Consider the following 22,112-nt stretch of genomic DNA (forward strand, 5'->3'; position numbering starts at 1 on the left):
CATGACATTTAAGGCGCACCGGCAACATCCACGAGCCAAGTTCTAGGTCTTTTATCGGTACCTTGGCCTTGCGTTATCACTGCTTGGCTAAAACCTGACCGAGCTACTATGAATGGCCATGAACACATTCAAGACTCTAAGTTTGAATGCACTGATCAATTATTTTTCTCACGACACTTCTTTACGCCGCAATACTCCGCTTAACACACCTCATAATCTGCCACATCGCTCTAGCTTTTCTTCAGTACTTAACACGCGCGGCTGAATCACGCGCGGCTTTCCTGACCGACTAGTGTCACGCAATAAACTCGCGTTAACAGCGCCACGTCGCTGATCGTTTAAATTACAGCCTACCGCCAGTAAATCACCACAACAGTTACAATAATAAAGCTCAACTTACCAATGCTGACAACTGCAAGAACCTTTATAAAGCATGACGGTTGACGCCTATTCGTTATGGCTTAAGGGGAGCGACGCCAAATCAGTCAGAGCCTGGTCCAGCGCTGCGCTAAACCGCTCAAAGCTTTCAATATGCGGTAAATGCCCCAAGCCGGGCAATTCAAATAGTTTAGCATTGGGTATGACCTTAACTGCAGCTTGGCCTAAGCGATCGTAGCGACCAAGCTCATAATCAACACCGGGGCGCATCCAATACCGACCAGGGCCGGTTCGATCGCGAGTACCAATGATCAAGCTAACCGGGACGGCTAAATCCTTAAATTCAGTAATAACGGGCTGAGTAAATATCATATCGTAAGTCTTCGCATTGACCCAGGCAATCAGCTCCTTATCAGGCCCATGAATCTGTCCAGTCATAAAATGCGTGAGAGCCTCATATTGCGTATTCCACTTACCATCGTAGTAATTTATTTTCTGGTAGTTTTTTATGCTTTCTGCCGTTTTTGCCAACTCATTTTTATAAAAGAAATCACTGTCTTTGTAATCTACGTATTTAAGATAGTTTTCTAAGCCTATCGGGTTAAGCAGAATAAGCTGTTGTGTGGCTTGCGGATACATCAAAGCAAATCGGCTGGCTAACATACCGCCCATGGAATGCCCTATGACAATCGACTTTTCGATTTCAAGAAATGCCAATAATGACTGAGTGTGATGCGCCATGGCCGCAAAGGAGTACTGATAATTCGCCGGCTTAGACGATTTACCAAAGCCAATTTGATCTGGAATGACTACGCCATAGCCTTTCCCCTGTAAATAGAGGGCTGTTTCTGTCCAGTAGTCGGCGTTAAAGTTTTTCCCATGCATTAAGGTAAACACGGGTTTATCAGGATCGCCTTTAAGGTATATGAAGGCCATCTGCAATGACTGCCGCTGAGATCTAATGGGGAGAAAATTCACATCAAAATTATATTCATAAGCACTCAGCTCTGCGTCATAAACAAGTTTGGAATCCATTCCTCCATTTTGCGCAAAGACCGACTGAGTTAAAAAAACACAAAAAATGAGACCTACTAATTTAAACCTAGACATATACACTCTCTCGAAAACGGATATATAAATAAAGCTCATAAATTTACTCGCCAGCAAAAGCAGGCAGCGGAAAAAGGCCTATATTCCAGTACCTCAAAAGTAGATTTAGGGCTCATTGCGTAATGGATATCTACATCAATGATACATCGTTCCCGCCAGAACGGTAATGATGACGACGTTAAGGAGACGTGCTGCCACCCCATAACAGATCAGTTTTCGAACCACGCTAGCATATGAACACGGGAATCAGCCACACTCGCTGAAGTGAACCCTACTGCGGGGCCTTATGTATGGCATCGGTGGAGTCTGTAAATTTTATTATTCAAAAGCGAGTGAATGCGATGACGCGTTACGCCTAAACTCCAGCCATAAAAAAGGCGCCCGAAGGCGCCTCATCAATCACTCAAGCCTAATTACAGACTCAATATTTTCTCACCGCGAGCAATACCCGAGACACCGCTGCGCACAACTTCCATAATCGCCGCTTCGCCGACAGCTTCTAGGAAGGAGTCGAGTTTGTCAGCCGCGCCTGTCACTTGAATGGTGTACACGCTGGGGCCAACGTCGACAATTTGACCGCGAAAGATGTCGGTGCAACGTTTGATCTCGGCCCGTTGGGCACCGGTGGCACGCACTTTAACCAACATCAGTTCACGCTCAATATGAGCGCCTTCAGACAGGTCTACCAGCTTAACGACGTCAATTAGACGATTGAGGTGCTTAGTGATCTGTTCAATTTTGTGGTCGTCGCCAATCGTGGTTAAGGTTAAGCGCGAAAGAGTCGGATCTTCTGTGGGTGCAACGTTGAGGGTTTCAATGTTGTAACCGCGCTGAGAGAACAAACCCACTACCCGCGACAGGGCACCCGGCTCATTTTCCAACAATACCGAAATTATGTGTCGCATCATGTCAGGTCCGCTCCGTTTTGCTCAGCCACATATCACGCATGCTGCCGTTAGGGGCGATATGCATTGGGTATACATGCTCGTGTGGGTCTACGTGAATATCCATAAACACCAGGTCATTTTTACGGGCAAAGGCTTCTTTCATTGCCTCTTCCAAATCACTCAGCTGGGTAACTTTAATGCCGACATGGCCATAGGCTTCGGCCAGTTTAATAAAGTTAGGCAGCGAGTTTTCGTAAACACTTTCGGAGTAGCGGCCATCGTATTGCATGTCCTGCCACTGTTTAACCATGCCCAAGTAGCCGTTGTACAAGCTGATGATTTTTACCGGAATCTTGTATTGGGCACAGGTCGACAGCTCCTGGATATTCATCTGAATACTGCCTTCACCTGTCACGCAAGCAACGTCTGCATCTGGGAACGCCAGTTTGGCACCCATCGCCGCAGGCAAGCCAAAGCCCATGGTGCCCAGACCACCAGAGTTCAACCAGCGGCGCGGCTCATCGAACTTGTAGTACTGGGCGGCAAACATCTGATGCTGACCCACGTCTGACGCAACGTAAGCCTTGCCGTGGGTGACCTTGCACAGAGTTTCAATAACCTGCTGGGGTTTAATGAACGGTGTAGTGGTATCGTACTGAGGACGAACCCACAGGCCGTGAGTGTCGCGCCACTCGTCAATTTGATTCCACCAGTGCTTAAGCGCGTCTTTGTCTGGCAGGGTTTTATCGGCCGCACGCATTTCGTGAATAACAGCAAGCAAATCATTCAATACGGAGTCGACGGGGCCAACGATCGGCACGTCTGCGGCGATAGTTTTAGAGATCGCAGCGGGGTCGATGTCGATATGAACGATTTTAGCACCGGGGCAGAATTTGCCGGTAGTATTGGTGACGCGGTCATCAAAACGCGCGCCAACAGCCAAAATCACATCACTGTGATGCATGGCGTTATTGGCCTCGTAAAAGCCATGCATACCCAGCATACCAACAAACTGGCGGTCACTCGCAGGATACGCACCCAGCCCCATAAGGGTGTGTGTTACTGGGAAGTTCAGTTCCCGCGCCAGTACTCGCAATTGCTCTGAGGCATTGCCCTGGACAACCCCGCCACCGGCATAAATGATCGGGCGCTTGGCAGACAACAGTAAACTCGCCGCTTTTTTAATCTGCCCAGAGTGACCCCGGGTGGCTGGCGTGTAAGAACGCAGCTTGACCTTTTTGGGGTAGTTGTACTCAAACTTGTCGTGGGGGTTCGTTAAATCTTTGGGCAGGTCGACAACCACTGGACCGGGACGACCGGTCGTGGCGATGTAGAATGCCTTTTTAATGATTTCAGGAATATCTTCGGTGCGCGTGACCTGAAAACTGTGCTTAACGATAGGCCGAGAGATCCCCACCATATCCGTTTCTTGGAAGGCGTCCTCACCAATTAGGTGCGTTGCGACCTGACCTGACAAGACCACCATTGGAATGGAGTCCATATACGCTGTCGCGATGCCGGTGATGGCATTGGTTGCACCCGGACCAGAGGTAACCAGCACCACACCGGGCTTACCAGTAGCGCGGGCATAGCCGTCTGCAGCATGGGTAGCCGCTTGTTCGTGGCGCACCAGAATATGCGGCACCTTGCAGCTTTTAAATAAAGCATCGTATATATGCAGTACGGCACCACCTGGATAGCCAAAGATGAATTCAACACCCTCGTCTTCCATGGCCCGCGCGATCATTTCGCCGCCAGATAACAACTCCACTGAAATACCCTCGATTCAGTTTGAATACGCAAAAGCTTGTTATAAATAGCCCGAGCAAGAAGCCCGCAATCTAGTTAACAAGAACAAAGATGTCGAAACACATTACCACCGGTGCTCAGCCGACACGGCTAAGATCCGGGCGAAACGCCAAAATGCTGCTAAGCAGCGCTTATATGCATCGCGGGATAACGCGATGCGGGCAATCTCGCAACACAGGTCATGTGTCTGCAGAGTGAATGGAACTACTGTTGTAGCTGTACGACACGATGAGTCGCACTCTGTACTTTGGCCGCAGGTAAGCGGCGCGGAAAACAGCCATTTGCTACCATAAAGGTAGACCCCGTATTTTTTAACCTATGGCCTCTTATGTCAATACCAAATTTCCCGTAAATTCACGGGATCAGCAAGTATTCCGCTCAATTCAGCGTAGTCGGCCACAGAATACACTCGCGGTTTTTCTTCCGTGGAGATTATCTGCCATAATCTAGGCAACTTATCTTTACGGCAATACCTCGCTATGAATAAGACACTATTGATCGCCAGCCTATTTAGCACCCTCGTCGTTATGAGTTTAAACAGCTATGCGGATAAGAGCGGTTACTACCGCTGGAGCGATGATGAAGGAAAAGTCCACTTTACCCAGCAGCCGCCGAACGGCCGAGCATCGGTTTTCATTAAAACCTCAAGCGGTAGAAGTTTAGATAGCGATGTCAGCGCCAGCGAGAGCAGCGTTGACGTTGCAGGCAATGACGACGAAGCGATACCTGAAAAAATGGAAGTGCTACCGGCCAAAAACCCAGAGCTGTGCACGAAAGCCAAGACCAATATGCAGTCGCTTGCCGCCAATGGTGCCCGCATTCGCATCAGCAATGCCGATGGTAGCAGCCGGTTTTTGAATAGCGAAGAAATAAACGAACAGAAGAATCGCGCCCAAGAGGTCATCAAGATTCACTGCAACTAACGCACACCCACCCGCGAATTATAAGCGCTGCCATGCCATAAATAAGCCGCTAAGCGCTAGTCCCAAGGCCGCAAGAGGCAAAAGGTAGCGCTGATAAATACGGCTCGCACCCAAGCTGTAGAGAAGGGGCAGAACTAGCAAGACCAGCACCAGCTGCGCGACCTCAATACCGAGATTAAAGCTGCCCAGCGCCAGTAGTTTCATTGGGCTAGCCGACAACATCCCCGCCAATACCCCAGCAAAACCCAAGCCGTGTAACAAACCAACCGCCATCGCCAAGCGCCGCTGAATACGACTGTTTACATCTAACAACAGCAGCGCGGCGGCAAGACTAATTGACAGCGCAATGCCAATCTCGACAGGCTGGGACGGTAAACTAAGCCAGCCCAAGCTCGCACACACCAAGGTGAGGCTGTGTGCCAAGGTAAACATGGTGACCACCCACGCCACATCAGTAAACGCGCCTCGCAACGTGCTCTGTCCATGACGACGCGTTGCCGGGAGCAATAAGGCCAAGAGAAACATGAGGTGATCGTAGCCGATCAACAGATGTACCACCCCTTCCCAGCCAAATTTTAAGGCGGTATCTAAGGCATTTACCTCACCCAGTACCGCACTATTGTGCGCCGGCGACAGCACACTTAATTGCACGTGATCGTCGGGGGCATCGCTAGCCATCGGCAGCAAATTTCCACCTGATCCTACGTTCGCCGCCAATAGCGCGCGATGCAGAGGATCAAGTTCAAAGAGCAAAGTGTAGGAAAGTTGCAGGGGGCCATTTTTGTGCAAACAAGGTGAATCCAGCATCCATACCGCGTAAGCGCCATCACTGTGCTGGCTCAGTCCGTCTAAACGAAATAATAAGGGGCAATCTGCATCACCCTGCGTCAAACTAATATTGCTGCGCAACAGTGCGCGCAGCGGCGATGCGCTGGCCTGCAGCTCACCCCAACTCAGCGATTGGTCGCGATTTAGGTCAACATTGTGCAGGCGCTGTATATCTTGCAATGCAATATCCAGCCGAATTTGATCTGCGTGCACATAAATAAAACTGTCACTGGCCTTATGCGCCAGCACGGACACCGAAAAGCAAATGCTTAACAGTAGAAGAACTAGGCGCATCACAGATCTGCACCCACTGCGCGCTGCGCCCGCGCCAACAACTGGGCATCCGGCCACTCTCGTTGATCCTGCCAATTACGCTCTGCCCAGGTCAAGGCGGCACTAGGCGTGTCTTCAATATCCAGTAAAAACTGAGCATAGGCGCGCTTGTGTAGTACTTCGCCCCGCCACAGCGCCTCGTTGAAACGCTCGCGCAATTGACTTATCAGCGCTTCGCCACCGCCCTGACGCCGCGCAGCAATCGCGTTTAATACAGCGAGGGAATCGACTGTGATGTGATCAACGGTTAATGCGATAACCGCGGCATAGTCTTCAGCGGCTAACTTCAATGCCGCCAAGCGCGCTCGCGCGTATGCATCATTGGCATTCATACTAAGCACCCACTGCCACAGCTGCGCGGCGTCATCACGCCCAGCGCGCTCGGCAATATCCGCTAGGCTGCCCGCCGCCCATGCAAGCGCCTGTCGGTCGGCCAAAGCACCTGCGCTCGCCATGGCACTTTTCAGGTCGAGGTAAGCGGACTCAGCCTCACTAGGGCGTTGGGCCGCCCGCACGTGCTGGCGGCACGCCGCGACATAGAGGTCATTATTCAAACCCTGCAATTTCTCACACGCAAGCTCAGCGGCCGAATAATCGCCGATGACAAAAGCTATCGTGAAACGCATCATTTGCGCCTGAAAATTATCCGGCTGCATTTGAGCTACAACGTCAAGATCGGTACTTGCTTGGGAAAATTGATGCATGCTTTGTCGCAAGGAGGCGCGATACAGATAAAAATCAGCGCTGTAATCTACTTCTGCAACGCCGCCAAGCTCGCGCTGAGCATCGCCTAAAAACCGCGGGTTCGCACTAGCCTGGAAGCCGAGCAGTGCTTGTTTGGCGCGAGCAATATGCTGCTCCGCTGTTGTACTTTCGAAAGAATTTATCACCGCAGTTTGCGCGACATTTTGACTGCTAAGCGTAAACACTATCTGCTCATCACTACTGGGATGAACGACTACAGGCCCCGTCAACGCATGCACTACTGACGTAAAACCGGACCCGAAAATAAGTCCCCATAAAAGAGGAAGTATGGCGCGAGTGCCATTCCCAACTCGCAAAGCAACAACCCGCGCCACAGTCTTAATTGGCCGCTGACAAGTCGGCAATGGCCTGAGCGTCGAAGCTCTCGGTGACATTGACGCCATTGATCGCAACCGGTTCAGCATTGGCACCACGCATAAACACCGAGGTCAGCAATTGACTGAAACTCTGTTCGGCATTCGGATTCATTTGCGCTTTACCGTCGTATTTACCGCCGCTGTCATTACAAGCAGATACGCCGGCAATAACTGCGAGGATCAAGCTGCATTTCAGCATCGTATTCATCGCTAACTCCTTTTAGTTGGCAGACACTGCGCCAGCAATTGGCGTAGCTAAATACGGGAAGCTAGTTGAGTACTCAGCCGGATCAGGAAGTGCGCCGTCATTAACCACTTGACCAGGGTTAGCCACCACCGGCGAGCTACCGCTTAGATCACAAGTTTGCAGACCATTCGCGCCGAGTAATGCGCCTTCCGCTACCGTGAGCGCAATATCGACCACATCATCGGTTACCCGACGGCCGTTGGGGAAACCGGCCAAATCGCAGCCCAAAAAGCCCAGATCGCTATAGCCACTGCTACCAGGTACTACCGGTGCAATCGCCGTGTTCATACGCAGCATTTCACCCGGCGTGCTCAAGTTTGCCGGCGAGGTAAATTTGAAGTTCGCTGGGGTGTCATTAGCGCCGGTGGTCACGCCAGTTACAAATGCCGCAAGCAGGTCGGTACGACCGCCCTCTGGCATTGGCGCGGGCACGCCAAACAACACCTCAACTAATGTTGGCAACGTTGGGTAAAGCACGTAGCTGGCAAAATTCGCCACATCGTCTTTCGGTTCGCTAGCGTTAAATTTGTCTTTATCCGTAATACCGATAACCACTTCGTTGACCAGCGGACTGCCCAAACGAGAGACCTGAGTCCATGCGCCGCCTTCAATGCTCGGGCCCTGACCAGCGTCATTGGCTACCGGACCTGCGGGATCAGGATTGAGGATACGACCTTGACGCTTGCTTGCCGTTGTCCACGCGCCAATAACCGGATCGCTACCGGCGGTCACACAGCTAATAGGTAATTCCAATGCCAGCGACGTCACGTTTTTATCGGCAATGGTATTACTGCGGGAATCACGCGCGCCCAGTGGGTTCAAGTTTACTTGGTCGAAAATCTCACCCAAATTCACCACAAAGCCTTCGCGACGCTGACCAACAAACAAGCGGCCTTGGCCGGTACAGCCAGGCACAGCAATATCGTAGACATACTGCGCGGCATAGCCGGCATAATCTGGAATCGTTTTATTACCAATATTATCAACTGGCTTGGTGAAGGTAGTCCCACCGCCCGTCATGCTCACTGCACTGCTCGTTCCGCTGCGGCGATCACCACTTACTACATTAACCGAGTAGGTTTCGACCACATTCAAAAATCCAGGGGTGCTACCACTACCGCCGCCCACTGCTGACAAGGGCACTTGCACGCCGCCATTGCCCGTTTCAATTTCACCATTAGTGATTAAACCGGCCGCGTTGGCCTGACCATAGGCATTGTTAAATTTAAATTGAAAAGTAAGATCCTCAACCGCGTCGCCGTTATTGTCGATATGTATTTCGTAAAGCGCGGTGGGGTCCATAGTGAAATAATTGGGGCCGCCGTAGGCGTCTTGCAGGGGCTGGTAATTAGCAATCAGGGTAACGTAGTCACCACGATTCGCTTCATAACTACGGAACATGTAAAAGTCGGTGCCGTCTACTTTCGGCGAACCGGCAATAAAGGGCGCTTCGCGGTGGCTGGATGCCATCGCATACTGACTGAGAATTGCTGCGCTAAGCACAGATAGAGCCAGTAGCCCTCGCTGTGAGGATCGCTGAGTAATGTATTTCATTATGGCACCTCGGTTATTAGTGGTTGTGCCCGGTCTTTACGACGCGGACACACACCCAGATCACCCGAAATGCCAAATCAATACGAAATACTACTTAGACGCGCTTAATGCTAAGACTTAAGGCCTCGAGTAAATCACTGTAAGCGCGGCGCTTTAAACACAATTTTGCCTTCTGCCACCGTGGCATTGATCACCTGCCCAGCAATAAATTCACCTTTTAATAAACTTTGCGCCAAGGGGTTTTCAAACTGCTGCTGAATCGCGCGTTTTAATGGCCGCGCGCCGTAGACGGGGTCAAAGCCAATATCTGCCAGGCGATCTAAAGCTTCCTCGCTCACCTCTAAACGCAGCTCCCGCTCCGCCAAACGGCTGTTTAGAATACCCAGTTGAATACCGGCAATGGCCTGCACTTGCGTGCGATCCAGCGGTTCAAAGACCACCAACTCGTCGATGCGGTTAATAAACTCCGGACGGAAATGGCCAGACACCACGTTGAGTACGGCGTCGCGAATTTTCGGGTATTCACTACCCGCAACGGTCATTTCTTGAATAACGTCGGAACCGAGGTTCGAGGTCATCACAATCACCGTATTGCGAAAATCGACCGTGCGGCCTTGGCCGTCGGTAAGACGCCCGTCATCCAAGACCTGCAATAAAATATTGAACACGTCGGGGTGCGCCTTCTCAACCTCATCCAATAACAGCAATGAATAGGGACGACGGCGCACTGCCTCGGTGAGATAGCCGCCCTCTTCATAACCAACATAGCCCGGAGGCGCACCGATCAAACGCGCCACCGAATGCTTCTCCATAAACTCCGACATATCAATTCGTACCATGGCGTCTTCGCTGTCATAGAGGAACATCGATAACGCTTTACAAAGCTCGGTTTTACCGACGCCAGTTGGCCCCAAAAACAAGAAAGAACCATTGGGGCGATTGGGATCACTCAAGCCCGCACGGCTGCGGCGTACAGCATTAGAGACTGCATCTACCGCCTCACTCTGACCAATTACCCGCTGGTGTAATTCGTCTTCCATGCGCAGTAATTTATCGCGCTCACCTTCCAACATTTTGCTGATGGGAATGCCGGTCCAGCGCGACACCACCTCGGCGACTTCTTCTTCAGACACTTTGTTGCGCAGCAATTGCATGGTGCCGTGGTCCACCGCGTCGGCACTGGCGAGTTGTTTTTCCAACTCAGGAATCTTGCCGTATTGCAGCTCTGACATGCGGGTTAAATCCCCCGCGCGACGGGCGGTTTCCAACTCGAGTTTGGCCTGTTCTAAATCCACCTTAATTTGCGCAGAACCCTGTAGCGCAGCTTTTTCACCCTTCCAAATTTCATTAAGATCAGAAAATTCTTTCTCGACCTTGCTGATGTCGGCATTCAGTATTTCCAGCTGCTTTTTCGCGGCAAGATCATCGTCTTTTTTCACTGCCTCGCGCTGAATTTTCAACTGAATTAAGCGCCGCTCAAGCTTGTCCATCACCTCTGGCTTGGAGTCAATCTCCATACGAATACGGCTGGCGGCTTCGTCGATTAAATCAATCGCTTTATCGGGCAGCTGACGATCGGTGATATAGCGCTGGGATAATTTAGTCGCAGCGATAATCGCTGAGTCGGTGATGTCCACGCCGTGATGGACTTCGTAGCGCTCTTTGAGGCCGCGCAAAATCGCGATAGTGTCTTCTTCGGAGGGTTCCTCCACCAAAACTTTTTGGAAGCGCCGCTCAAGCGCTGCGTCTTTCTCAATAGATTGGCGATACTCATTTAAAGTGGTGGCGCCCACGCAGTGCAGCTCCCCCCGCGCCAAGGCCGGTTTGAGCATATTGCCCGCGTCCATTGCACCCTCGGCTTTACCAGCGCCAACCATGGTGTGCAGTTCGTCAATAAACAGAATGACTCGCCCCTCTTCCTTAGACAATTCATTGAGCACCGCTTTTAGGCGCTCCTCAAAATCACCACGGAATTTTGCGCCAGCCAACAAGGCGCCCAAATCCAACGATAGAACTCGTTTATTTTTCAGGCCCTCCGGCACTTCGCCATTGATAATGCGTTGCGCCAGACCTTCAACGATGGCGGTTTTACCCACACCGGGTTCGCCGATTAGCACCGGGTTGTTTTTGGTTCTACGCTGTAAAACTTGAATGGTGCGACGAATCTCATCGTCGCGGCCAATAACGGGATCGAGCTTGCCTGACTCGGCCCGCTCAGTTAAATCGATAGTGTACTTATCTAGCGCTTGGCGCGACTCTTCCGCCGAGGCATCATCGACGGATTGACCTCCACGCACTTTATCAATCGCGGTATTGAGTGCGCCTTTTTTAACGCCACTGTCGGCAAGGAGCTTAGCGGCTTCGTCACTGGACTCCAATATTGCCAGCAGCACTAACTCACTAGAAATATAACTGTCTTTGCGCTGCTGCGAGAGCTTGTCAGTGACATTAAAAATGCGCGCCAGAGCCGGTGATATATGCACGTCACCACCGGCGCCTTGCACGGTAGGCATACGTTCCAAGGCCGTCGCAATAGTCTGTTCCAAAACAGGAACATTCGCACCCGCTTGACTTAGCAAGGGCTTGACGCTCCCCCCCGACTGCTTAAGCAAAGCGCTGAGTAAATGCACCGCTTCAATATATTGATGGTCTTTGCCCAGTGCCAGCGACTGAGCATCCGCAACCGCAGTTTGCAAAGAAGTAGTAAAACGATCTATTCGCATCTGTAAGCTCTCCGACAACGGTGAAGCGAAGGCGACCGCCCTCACTTGCTATGATGTATAAATGGGGGAGCACAGAGCAAATTTCAAGATAGCTAAGCGTAATCCCTTAGCCTAAACGTCTAAGGTTTGATGTAGATCAAGCTTAACTGGCGGCCAGTTACGCCGTCGCGACGAAAGGAATAAAATGCGTCTGTTTCAGCAAAGGTACAGCGTTGCGCGCCACCCACCCAACCCACCCCGAGGGCGTGTAATTGCGCCTTGGTCAACGCGTACAAGTCGGCATGATAATGGCCATTTTTGTTGGCTGCGGGACAAAACGCGGCATGAATCTCCGCCAGTGATGGCCCAGCAAACCCAGCCTGAAAGGCCTGATAAACCTCGCCGCCCACTTCAAAGTGCACTTGGGATATGGCAGGGCCAATCCACGCAAGCAGTTCCGAGCTTGGACAATGAAAAGCGCTTACGGTATTTGCCAACACCCCCGCGCACAGCCCGCGCCAGCCGGCGTGAGCTGCGGCGACCTGACTGCCGTCGCGGCGGCAAAACAGCACCGGCACGCAATCGGCGGTTAACACCCCACAGCCTAAACCAGGACGGCTAGCAATACTGGCGTCCGCATTCACCGCGTCGAGCGGCGATTGCGATTGCGATGCTAAGGTAGCAACGTCGGTGCCGTGCACTTGATTCAGCCAGCCTATACGGTCTAAACCTTGGCATTGGCCGACTAACTGGCGACGATTTTCCGCCACTGCCGCGGGGCTATCCGCAACGTGGTCGCCCAGATTAAAACCCGCATACGGCGCAATACTGGCGCCCTTAAAACCCGCGAAACCATTTCGGGTGGTCGACAGCGCGACCACCGACTCCGGTGCAGGCCAATCAGGCGTCAGCCACACTCAGCGTACATCCTCGGTAGACAGCACGGCGAGCAAGGCTTTCATATCTTCTGGCAGCGGCACTTCCCAAGACATGGTGTCACCGGAAATGGGGTGCTCTAGCTCTAGACGACGCGCGTGCAGCGCCTGACGACCAAAGCCGCGCAACTGGGTAATCAACACCTCACTGGCGCCCTTAGGCAAGCGCGGCCGTCCAGCGTAGAGCGGATCGCCAATTAGCGGGTATTTAATATGCGCCATGTGCACCCGGATTTGGTGGGTCCGGCCAGTTTCCAGAAAACAGCGGATATGGGTGTGATTTAAAAACCGGCGAGTCACCCGGTAATGGGTAATCGCTTCCTTGCCACCAATTTGGCTCACCGCCATTTTAGTGCGCTGGCGCGGGTGCCGCCCCATTGGTTCATCTACCGTGCCGCCACCGGTCATGGTGCCAAAGACCACGGCATCGTATTCGCGGTGCACTTCTCGCGCCTGTAGCTGAGCGACAAGGCTGGTATGCGCCTCTAGCGTTTTAGCGGCGATCATCAAGCCAGTCGTGTCACGGTCGAGACGGTGGACAATACCCGCGCGTGGGACGGTAGCGATGTCAGGGAAGTGATTTAGTAGTGCATTTAATAATGTGCCATCGGGATTACCGGCACCAGGGTGTACCACTAAACCTGCGGGCTTATTTATTACCATGACATGGTCATCTTCATAGACGATATCAAGCTCAATTTTTTCGGCTTCCCAGCGTACTTCCGACTGCAATTCGGCGTGCAATGCCAGCTTATCGTCCTCGTAAACTTTGTCGCGAGTACGCTGAACCTCACCGTTGACGGTGAGTTCGCCGCTTTTTATCCAGGTCTGGAGGCGCGAGCGCGAGTACTCTGGGAACAACTGGGCGGCCACTTGGTCAAAACGGTCGCCATTGAAGCCTGCAGGAACAATTTCCTGTCGTTCTATAATTTCGGTCATAGCTGATTCTTTATACCATCTGCGTGCTGTGTTTAAATAGCAGGCCCTTGCTACGGTAGGGGGTCATCGGGGATATTCCGCTATTTGGAAAAATTACATGAAAGCTGTCGTTAAGGTCTTTGCACTTCTCTTTATAAGCATATTGGTTGCTGGCTGTGCCAGCGGCCCAGATCGGCCCGAAATGTCGGAGCGAGAAATCTACGAAGCTGCGCAAGGCTACCTGAAAAGCAAAAACTTTTCATTGGCCGTGGACAATTTACAGCTCTTAGAAAGCCGCTACCCCTTCGGCCCATACGCCGAACAAGCCCAGTTAGAGATTATTTACGCCTATTATCGCGGTGGTGACAACGAGGCGGCAGTAGCTGCGGCTGATCGTTTCGTTCGCCTGCACCCCCAACACCCGAAAGTGGATTACGCCTATTATATGCGCGGGCTCGCCAATTACACCGAAGGTGAAGGCTTTTTGGAGCGCTTTATCCCCACGGATATGACGCAACGCGATCCGGGCTCAACTATTCAGTCGTTTGACGACTTCCGTCAGCTGCTGCAGCGCTTCCCAGACAGTGAATACGCCCCTGACGCCAAAGCGCGCATGGTGCAATTGCGCAACCGTCTGGCGCGCTACGAAATTAACGTCGCCAATTACTATTTCAAGCGTAAGGCTTACCTTGCCGCCGCCAACCGTGGCCGCTACGTCATTGAAAATCTGCCGCAAACCCCGGCCATACCAGACGCGTTAGCGGTTATGGTACAGGCATACTTGCTACTGGAAATGAATGATTTGGCCGATCAGTCACTGATGGTACTGCGTAAAAACTACCCAAATCACCCCTCGCTAGATAAAAATGGCAACTTTGTTAGCCAAGTTGGCATAGATCAAGAGGGCTCGCTCCTCAATAAAGCGACCCTGGGCTTACTTGACCGCTATGAGCCACCAAAGTTTGATAATCGGGAAGAGGCGGAGAAGTAAAGCCGCGGAATGCTTCAAGGGAGACGCTTTTGGCGTTAAGCCCGACCGCTGGAGTTTAAGATGATTTGCCAAAAGGCCGCCGAGTGCGGCCTTTTTTTATGGGTGCCGCCTTGGTCTCACAAAACGCTGGACGGGAGACGCTTTTATTCGCTGCGCTCACGGTGGGGATAAATCGGATGTCGGATGCCTGACGCTTAAGGGCATTCGCTGCGCTCATATGGATACCTGCCTGCGCAGGTATGACTTGGGGGGGGTTAGGCCTCCCTATATACATTAGTCACTCCTGCGGAGGCAGGAGTCCATTTATCTACGAAGCAGGTATTGCGCGGTGGTTGGCCGTAGTAAGGCACCAAGACCGGTTTTGCGTCCCCCATCTCCCGTCCAGCATTCCGCAACCAAAGGCATTTGCCTTGCTCGCATCGATAGCTGCCTACGCAGGTATGACTTGGGGGGTTAGGCCTCCCTATATACATTAGTCACTCCTGCGGAGGCAGGAGTCCATTTATCTACGAAGCAGGTATTGCGCGATGGTTGGCCGCAGTAAGGCGCCAAGACCGGTTTTGCGTCCCCCATCTCCCGTCCAGCATTTCGCAACCAAAGGCATTCGCTTTACTCGCATAGATAGCTGCCTACGCAGGTATGACTTGGGCGGTTAGGCCTCCCTATATACATTAGTCACTCCTGCGGAGGCAGGAGTCCATTTATCTACGAAGCAGGTATTGCGCGGTGGTTGGCCGTAGTAAGGCACCAAGACCGGTTTTGCGTCCGACGTCCGACTCCAGACGTCTGACGGGGTTTTGCGTCACCCGTCTCCCGTCCAGCATCCAGCGAATCACCCAGCCGTCTCCGCCACATACTCTGCCAACTTCGCCTCCGCCTCGTCGCCAAACAAAATTTCACAGGCTTCGCGCAGGCCAGGTGCGCTGATAATGTCTTCTCTACGCACCACTAGAGCTATTTTTGAGCGGCGGCGCAGGAAGTCGTCTAGTTTGGCAATCATTTCTCGGCGCGCCGCGTGTTCGATCTCACAGCGCAGGTATTCAGCATTTTCGATGAGTAATTCCGCGCTACTGGGGTCTTCGCGAATCATCTCAAGCATTTCGATGGCACTGCGGCCGTAGCGCCGCCACAGGCGCTGAGTCAGAGGCTCAGAGGAACTGGGGTCGGTTAAAGCGTCTAAATTCATTAGCATGGCTTGATGCAGGTATTCCCGCTTTACGCTGCGCCCTGGTTCGCCATACCAGCGCGTATTGGCGTAAGGCACTTTGATCCCTAGGTCTGCCACTAATTCAGCGACTTCATCACCAACGTTTATGCAATCAGTGAGCTTGCCGCCAAATATGCTGAGGTGTTGATCTTGCTTATCGACATCAATAGCGTGTTTACGAGACAGCTTCACCCAATCGGCTACGCCGTCTTCGCCTTTAAGTGCCAGCGGTCGTACACCACAGCGCTCAGAAATAATGTCGGCGAGGGTTAGCGGCATTTCCAGCTTGAGCAAGGCGTTAACATTGTCCAAAACAAAATGCCGATCTGCGTCGGTCACGACCACCTCGGGGCTCTCAACTTGGGTATCAGTGGTGCCGATACAGGTTTTAGGTCCCATAGGAATAACAAAAAACAGACGACCATCGCTCGCAAAAAAGGTCAATATGCGCTGGCTCTCGGTGATCCGATCAACAACCAAGTGAATGCCTTTTGAGAATAAATGACGGTGCGCAGTGTGCTGGCCGCTCAACTGATTATGTTTGTCGACATAGGGGCCACAGGCGTTTATCAGCACCTTGGCGCGAACAGTAAATTGCTCGCCACTGATATTATCTCGCACTTGGCTATGCCAAACGCCGTCGCGCCGCTCAGCGCCCAGCGACTCAACATAGTTCGCGACAATGCCGCCGTAATTGAGGCTGGTGCGCACAAAATTAAACACAAAACGCGCGTCATTGTCGTAAAGATAACAATCTGAGTATTCAAAACCGCCTTCGGCATTGCTGGTATCGATCACTGCCTCGGCATTGGCCAGTGCCTTGCGGCTCATATAGCGTGGCGCGCGAGTCACAAAGCGGCCAAAGAGCCAGTACACAATCGTACCCAAATAAACTAGGAAGGCAGGAAACCGAAAGCCCCGTTGAATAGTGGTAAGAAAACGAATTTCTTTAACCGTTGAAGGATAGCTACGCATCAGGTGATTGCGGCTGCGGCAAAGCTTATTAACCAGAAAATACTCGTGATTCTCTAAGTATTTAATACCGCCCCACGCCAGATTCGACGAGTTAGAGCTGGTTAATCCCGCAAAGTCGCCTCGATCAATAAGCGCAACTTTCACCCCTTTAGCGGCCAGCGCGGCAGCCGACACTGCGCCATTGATTCCGCCACCAAGAATCAGAACATCGAAAGTTCCGCCTTGGAGCTTTCGTACATTGCTTGCCCGTAATTCCATGCTGCCCTAAGTCCGTTCACAAAATAAGAAGATACTGGGCGGCGATAATCGCCGCCGGCCACTAGACCAACAGGAGCGCGCTTTAATCGCCGATGGGCCACTTCTGGGTAATCGGGTAGCGACGGTCGCGGCCAAAGCCACGCTCGGTAATACGCGTGCCTATTGGTGCCTGACGGCGTTTGTATTCATTGATATCGATTAGGCGCAAAATACGGTAGACCATTTCACGTTCAAAACCCGCGGCAATAATGGTCTCAGCGCTCTCATCGTGTTCAATATAACGCTCAATGACCTGATCAAGAATTTCGTAAGGCGGCAGACTGTCTTCATCTTTCTGGTCTGGTGCCAGCTCTGCAGACGGCGGCCGATCGATAACCCGCTGCGGAATTGCTGGCGAAAGACTATTGCGATAGCGGGCCAGTTCAAACACCCGAATTTTGGATACGTCTTTAAGTACATCAAAGCCGCCCGCCATATCGCCATATAAGGTGGAGTAGCCCACCGCAACTTCGCTCTTATTACCCGTAGTGAGTACCAGCGAACCCTTTTTGTTTGAGATCGCCATCAGTAGGACACCACGGCAACGCGCCTGTAAATTTTCTTCGGTTTTGTCTGCACTCAGGCCGTCAAATTCGTCGCTCAGGGCGAGCATAAAGGCATCGTAAACCGACTCAATAGAGATTACCTGGTAACGTACTTTGAGAATTGCTGCCTGGGCCTGAGCGTCTTCCATGCTCATTGACGCGGTAAAGCGAAAAGGCATCATGACCGCTTCTACCCGATCTGCGCCTAGGGCATCCACCGCGATAGCCAAGGTGACCGCCGAATCAATACCTCCAGACAAGCCCAAAACCACGTTCTTAAAGCCATTTTTATTCACGTAATCCCGCACGCCCAGCACCAAGGTCTCGTAAATATCCTCAAGCACTGGGCGTAGATCGCTGACTTCCCCTTCGTCAAAGCGCAGGCGGCGACCATCCCATTTGGCGGTAACGCAATTAATATACTCAATATAAGCCGGGCTGCGGGCAATCAATTCGCCCTCAGCCGAGACGACCATAGACGCGCCATCAAAGACCAGCTCGTCCTGCCCACCCACCAAATTGCAGTACACCACTGGCATGCCGCCCTGCCACGCGCGCTGAGCCAGCAGCGCCTCGCGCTCAATTTGTTTGCCGGCATGGAACGGCGAGGCGCTCAAGTTAAGCATTAATTTTGCGCCTTCGGCTTTGGCACCGGCGGTGGGGGCATCTTCCCAAACATCTTCACAAATGCTGATTGCGGTGGGTACGCCGAAGATATCCATCACTAAGGTGTGCTTACCCTCTTTAAAATAGCGCTTTTCATCAAAAACCCGATAATTTGGCAGGCACTGCTTATGGTATTCATTAACCAATTTACCGCCAAAAAACACGCCAGCGGCATTGTATAAACTACCGTCCAAAGACCGCGGGTAGCCCACCACAACGTAACAACGGGGGGCTTGGCCGGCAATTTTATGCAGCGCCCGCTCAATACGATGAACAAGGCTCTCGCGCAGCAGTAAATCCTCGGGCGGGTAACCCGTAACCACTAATTCGGGAAATAAGATTAACTGCGGGTCATGACGAGAAACCGCCGTTTCAATAGTGGCAATAATTTTCTTGGTGTTGCCTTCGATGTCCCCTACAACAGGGTTGATCTGAGCAAGCGCAATACGCAGTGAAGTCATTAAACGGTTTCCATCTACAAAAACGGGGCTAATTTCGACCTTTTCGATGCTGGCCGACCTCAACACTCAATTGGGATGCGATATTCTATCAAATAAGCGGGAGTGCATCCCCCACTATGGACGTATAAACTGAGGCCAGAATTAGGGCGCCGCAGCACCCACCAATTCCGCTGGGGTATTACCATTTGTGTAGAGTCCCCCTAACATAGGTATATTATGACCATCGCCCAAGATCATATCCAGCAACGCGCGATCATGCGTGTATACGGCGCCTACCGTTTTGCGCTGGCTAGCGCCTTATTCGTGGCCTTGATGTTTGGCCCCGCCAAGTCGACCTTGGGCACTAGCGCGCCCCAGCTATTTGCCGGAGTCGCCTCGGCCTACGCTATTTTTGCCCTAAGCTTATTATTGCGCCATTACTTAATCAAAGGACACTACACCCCCACCCAGTTGTTCTTCGAGTTTTTTATCGATATTGGCGCAATCATGTTCATGAGCTATTGCTCCGGTAGCGCCGATTCTGGGCTCCCCCTGCTGCTCATCGTCTCAATCAGCGCCGCCAGTATCACTTTACCCAGCCAACTCAGTTTAGCGATTGCCGCACTGGCAACCATCTCAGCGCTCAGCGAAGTCGCGGCCCACACCCTCTATGAGCGCGTTGGCACCCAACAGTTTATCGTCGCCGGCATTACCGGCATGGCGTATTTCTCTGCCGCCATTGCCATCCGTTACCTCAGCGCGCGCATCGTCAAAACGCAGCAATTAGCAGAACGGCGGCGCACTGACATCGAAAAGCTCTCGGCAATCAACCAACGAATTGTGCAGCGAATGCAAACCGGCATCATCGTGATGTCGCGCACGGGGCAAGTTAAGCTCATTAATGACGCCGCTCAAGAGTTATTAGATATTCGCCCAGCCAGTGGCGATCAAGATCAATATGCCCCCGCCGTACTCATTGAAATGGCCAAGAACGCGATTAATGATTCGCAAATTATCAGTGTCGGACCGCGCCGACTTGATCTACACGTGAATATGACTAACTTAGAGGCCCACAATCACAGTGATTGCCTGCTATACATTGAGAACATCAGTAAAATCACCCAACGGGCGCAAAATTTGAAACTGGCATCACTGGGTCGTTTTACCGCCAGTATCGCCCATGAAATTCGCAACCCCCTGAGCGCCATCAGTCATGCCGCGCAACTGCTCGCCGAAAGTCCAAACCTCGACGACAGCGACACCCGCTTCGCCGAAATCATCCAAAACCATGCAATGAGAATGAATGACATAATTAAAAACATTCTTGAGCTTTCAAGGGGCCGAACGCCGCAACCTGAGCGCTTCGCACTAGGCAACTGGCTGCAGACATTTAACACTGATTGGCGGCCAACCGAACACACCCAGTACAGCATTACTGTCGAAGCACTTGGTGAGACAGATATTGTCAATGTCGACCGCAGCCAGCTCAGCCAGATCATCTCTAACATTGCCGACAACGCAGTTCGGCACGGCGCGGCAAAACATGGCCGCGCGGCATTAATTTTTCGTTACAGCACTTTAGCCCGCTCTGGCGCCGTTATTTTAGATATCATAGACAATGGCGACGGCATTAAGCCTGAAGATGTCGATAAAATATTTGAGCCCTTTTTCACCACCCAGGCCCAGGGCAATGGCTTAGGGCTCTATTTGTGCCGGGAGCTGTGTTTGGCCAACCAAATTCATATTTATTATCGGCGCACCGCAGATCAGCAAAGTTGTTTTCGCTTACAATTCTCCCACCCTGATCGCGGCACTTTGCCGGACTAATTACCGTATTATTGAGAAAGCAATTTGAAAGAGCGAACGAATATGCAGCAGTCCGTACTCATTATTGACGACGAACCAGATATTCGAGAATTACTCGAGATCACGATCAGTCGCATGGGCTTACACACGATTGCGGTAGGCAATGTTCGCGATGCCATTCAGGCCCTGAGCCAAAATGAAAACATCAATCTCTGCTTAACCGACATTAAGCTCCCAGACGGCTCGGGGCTGGAAATTGTTCGTCACATTCAGCAAAACGCAATGTGTACTGCCGTGGCGGTACTCACCGCCTACGGCAGTACTGAGCTGGCAGTAGAAGCCTTAAAAGCGGGTGCCTTCGACTTTATTAATAAACCCGTCTCGGTTGAGCAGTTGCGCAGCCTAGTAAAAACCGCCTTAAAATTAGACCGTCGCGAAACCCAAGTCGACGGCAGCAGCAATACCCGCTTGCTCGGCGAAACCCAGAGCATTATCAATCTGCGGGAGCAAATTTTAAAACTTTCTCGAAGTCAGGCGCCGGTTTACATCAGCGGTGAATCCGGTAGTGGTAAAGAGGTAGTCGCCCGCCTCATTCACGCCAATGGGCCGCGCAGCGACGCCCCCTTTGTGCCGGTTAACTGCGGCGCCATTCCCAGCGAGTTAGTTGAAAGCGAATTTTTTGGCCACAGCAAAGGCAGCTTTACCGGCGCCTACGATCACAAAGAGGGTTTGTTTGAAGCCGCCAACGGCGGCACACTATTCCTCGACGAAGTCGCTGACCTACCGCTAAATATGCAGGTTAAATTATTACGCGCCATCCAAGAAAAGGCCGTGCGCCGTATTGGTTCTACCCAAGAAATCCCGGTTGATGTGCGAATCCTTAGCGCCACCCACAGAGACCTTGCCAAGGCAGTAGCCGCCGAGCACTTTCGCAGTGATTTGTTTTATCGTATTAATGTTATTGAAGTGCAAGTACCCAGCCTGCGGGATCGCGCCAGCGACATTCCGCTACTGGCCAAATTCCTGCTAGAAAAAATTGGCCGAGAGTGGGGCGTCACACCGCCAACCCTAGACAAGTCGGCATTAGCGAGTCTGTGCGTATACGGCTTCCCTGGCAATGTTCGCGAATTAGAAAATATTATCGAGCGCGCCGCTACCCTTTGCGAAAACAATACCATTACCGCCAGCGACTTATCGCTGCCAAGTATTGCCCCACAAGCGCATAGCAATGCGTCCGCGCCCGATAAAGGCAGCCACTTTGCCGCCGCCAGCGGGCAACTCGAAGAGTATATTGCCGGTATTGAAAAAGAGATCATTGCCGACGCGCTGGAAGCCAATCGCTGGAATAAAACCGAGTCCGCCAAAAACCTCGGACTCACCTTCCGGCAATTTCGTTACAAGCTTAAAAAATATAACTTAGAATGAAACTGGGCGCCTAAA

Annotated in this window: 16 protein-coding genes; 4 read left to right on the forward strand and 12 right to left on the reverse strand. The window is 52.0% G+C overall.

Annotated elements, in window-relative coordinates; all coding sequences use genetic code 11:
- Window positions 1–447: 447 nt before the first annotated feature.
- The 3 genes from HNQ57_RS11320 to HNQ57_RS11330 all read right to left on the reverse strand — a co-directional run bounded on the left by HNQ57_RS11320 (window position 448) and on the right by HNQ57_RS11330 (window position 4,146).
- Window positions 448–1,527 (reverse strand): alpha/beta fold hydrolase, encoded by a 1,080-nt coding sequence (locus tag HNQ57_RS11320; RefSeq protein WP_221301682.1) that lies wholly within the window; start codon window positions 1,525–1,527, stop codon window positions 448–450.
- A 374-nt stretch (window positions 1,528–1,901) separates the two neighbouring features.
- Window positions 1,902–2,393 (reverse strand): acetolactate synthase small subunit, encoded by a 492-nt coding sequence (ilvN, locus tag HNQ57_RS11325; RefSeq protein WP_008251432.1) that lies wholly within the window; start codon window positions 2,391–2,393, stop codon window positions 1,902–1,904.
- A gap of 4 nt (window positions 2,394–2,397) precedes the next feature.
- On the reverse strand, window positions 2,398–4,146 hold the full coding sequence (locus tag HNQ57_RS11330) for an acetolactate synthase 3 large subunit (RefSeq protein WP_184463068.1): 1,749 nt from the start codon (window positions 4,144–4,146) through the stop codon (window positions 2,398–2,400).
- 517 nt (window positions 4,147–4,663) lie between these two features.
- On the opposite strand from HNQ57_RS11330, the gene HNQ57_RS11335 reads away from it, so the two are divergent.
- Window positions 4,664–5,107: a DUF4124 domain-containing protein gene (locus HNQ57_RS11335; RefSeq protein WP_184463070.1), complete on the forward strand. Its 444-nt coding sequence runs from the start codon at window positions 4,664–4,666 to the stop codon at window positions 5,105–5,107.
- Between the two features lie 18 nt (window positions 5,108–5,125).
- Here the strand turns inward: HNQ57_RS11335 and HNQ57_RS11340 are convergent, their stop codons facing one another.
- The 7 genes from HNQ57_RS11340 to rluD all read right to left on the reverse strand — a co-directional run bounded on the left by HNQ57_RS11340 (window position 5,126) and on the right by rluD (window position 13,766).
- Window positions 5,126–6,229, reverse strand: a complete 1,104-nt coding sequence (locus HNQ57_RS11340) for a HupE/UreJ family protein (RefSeq protein WP_184463071.1) — start codon at window positions 6,227–6,229, stop codon at window positions 5,126–5,128.
- On the reverse strand, window positions 6,229–7,197 hold the full coding sequence (locus HNQ57_RS11345) for a hypothetical protein (RefSeq protein WP_184463073.1): 969 nt from the start codon (window positions 7,195–7,197) through the stop codon (window positions 6,229–6,231). Before HNQ57_RS11345 ends, HNQ57_RS11340 begins: the two co-directional genes overlap by 1 nt.
- Before the next feature lie 154 nt (window positions 7,198–7,351).
- A complete protein-coding gene (locus HNQ57_RS11350) occupies window positions 7,352–7,597 on the reverse strand; it encodes a hypothetical protein (protein WP_184463074.1) in 246 nt (81 codons plus the stop codon).
- A gap of 12 nt (window positions 7,598–7,609) precedes the next feature.
- Window positions 7,610–9,190, reverse strand: a complete 1,581-nt coding sequence (locus HNQ57_RS11355) for a DUF4331 domain-containing protein (protein WP_184463076.1) — start codon at window positions 9,188–9,190, stop codon at window positions 7,610–7,612.
- A gap of 134 nt (window positions 9,191–9,324) precedes the next feature.
- Window positions 9,325–11,913, reverse strand: coding sequence for an ATP-dependent chaperone ClpB (gene clpB / locus HNQ57_RS11360; protein WP_184463077.1), 2,589 nt, complete (start codon window positions 11,911–11,913; stop codon window positions 9,325–9,327).
- Between the two features lie 119 nt (window positions 11,914–12,032).
- Window positions 12,033–12,809, reverse strand: a complete 777-nt coding sequence (gene pgeF / locus HNQ57_RS11365) for a peptidoglycan editing factor PgeF (RefSeq protein ID WP_184463079.1) — start codon at window positions 12,807–12,809, stop codon at window positions 12,033–12,035.
- Window positions 12,810–13,766, reverse strand: a complete 957-nt coding sequence (gene rluD, locus HNQ57_RS11370) for a 23S rRNA pseudouridine(1911/1915/1917) synthase RluD (RefSeq protein ID WP_184463081.1) — start codon at window positions 13,764–13,766, stop codon at window positions 12,810–12,812.
- 97 nt (window positions 13,767–13,863) lie between these two features.
- Between rluD and HNQ57_RS11375 the strand changes: the two genes are divergently transcribed.
- On the forward strand, window positions 13,864–14,736 hold the full coding sequence (locus tag HNQ57_RS11375) for an outer membrane protein assembly factor BamD (RefSeq protein WP_184463083.1): 873 nt from the start codon (window positions 13,864–13,866) through the stop codon (window positions 14,734–14,736).
- An 832-nt stretch (window positions 14,737–15,568) separates the two neighbouring features.
- Here HNQ57_RS11375 and HNQ57_RS11380 read toward each other — a convergent pair.
- Entirely contained in the window at window positions 15,569–17,176 is a 1,608-nt protein-coding gene (locus HNQ57_RS11380; RefSeq protein ID WP_184463085.1) for a glycerol-3-phosphate dehydrogenase/oxidase, read from the reverse strand.
- 82 nt (window positions 17,177–17,258) lie between these two features.
- Window positions 17,259–18,887, reverse strand: a complete 1,629-nt coding sequence (locus tag HNQ57_RS11385) for an NAD+ synthase (protein ID WP_184463087.1) — start codon at window positions 18,885–18,887, stop codon at window positions 17,259–17,261.
- Window positions 18,888–19,103: 216 nt separating this feature from the next.
- On the opposite strand from HNQ57_RS11385, the gene HNQ57_RS11390 reads away from it, so the two are divergent.
- Entirely contained in the window at window positions 19,104–20,693 is a 1,590-nt protein-coding gene (locus tag HNQ57_RS11390; protein ID WP_184463089.1) for a sensor histidine kinase, read from the forward strand.
- Window positions 20,694–20,735: 42 nt separating this feature from the next.
- On the forward strand, window positions 20,736–22,097 hold the full coding sequence (locus HNQ57_RS11395; RefSeq protein WP_184463091.1) for a sigma-54-dependent transcriptional regulator: 1,362 nt from the start codon (window positions 20,736–20,738) through the stop codon (window positions 22,095–22,097).
- The last annotated feature ends 15 nt before the right edge of the window (window positions 22,098–22,112 follow it).

Origin of the sequence: Zhongshania antarctica (genome assembly GCF_014202945.1) — a bacterium.
GTDB classification, from domain to species: domain Bacteria; phylum Pseudomonadota; class Gammaproteobacteria; order Pseudomonadales; family Spongiibacteraceae; genus Spongiibacter; species Spongiibacter antarcticus.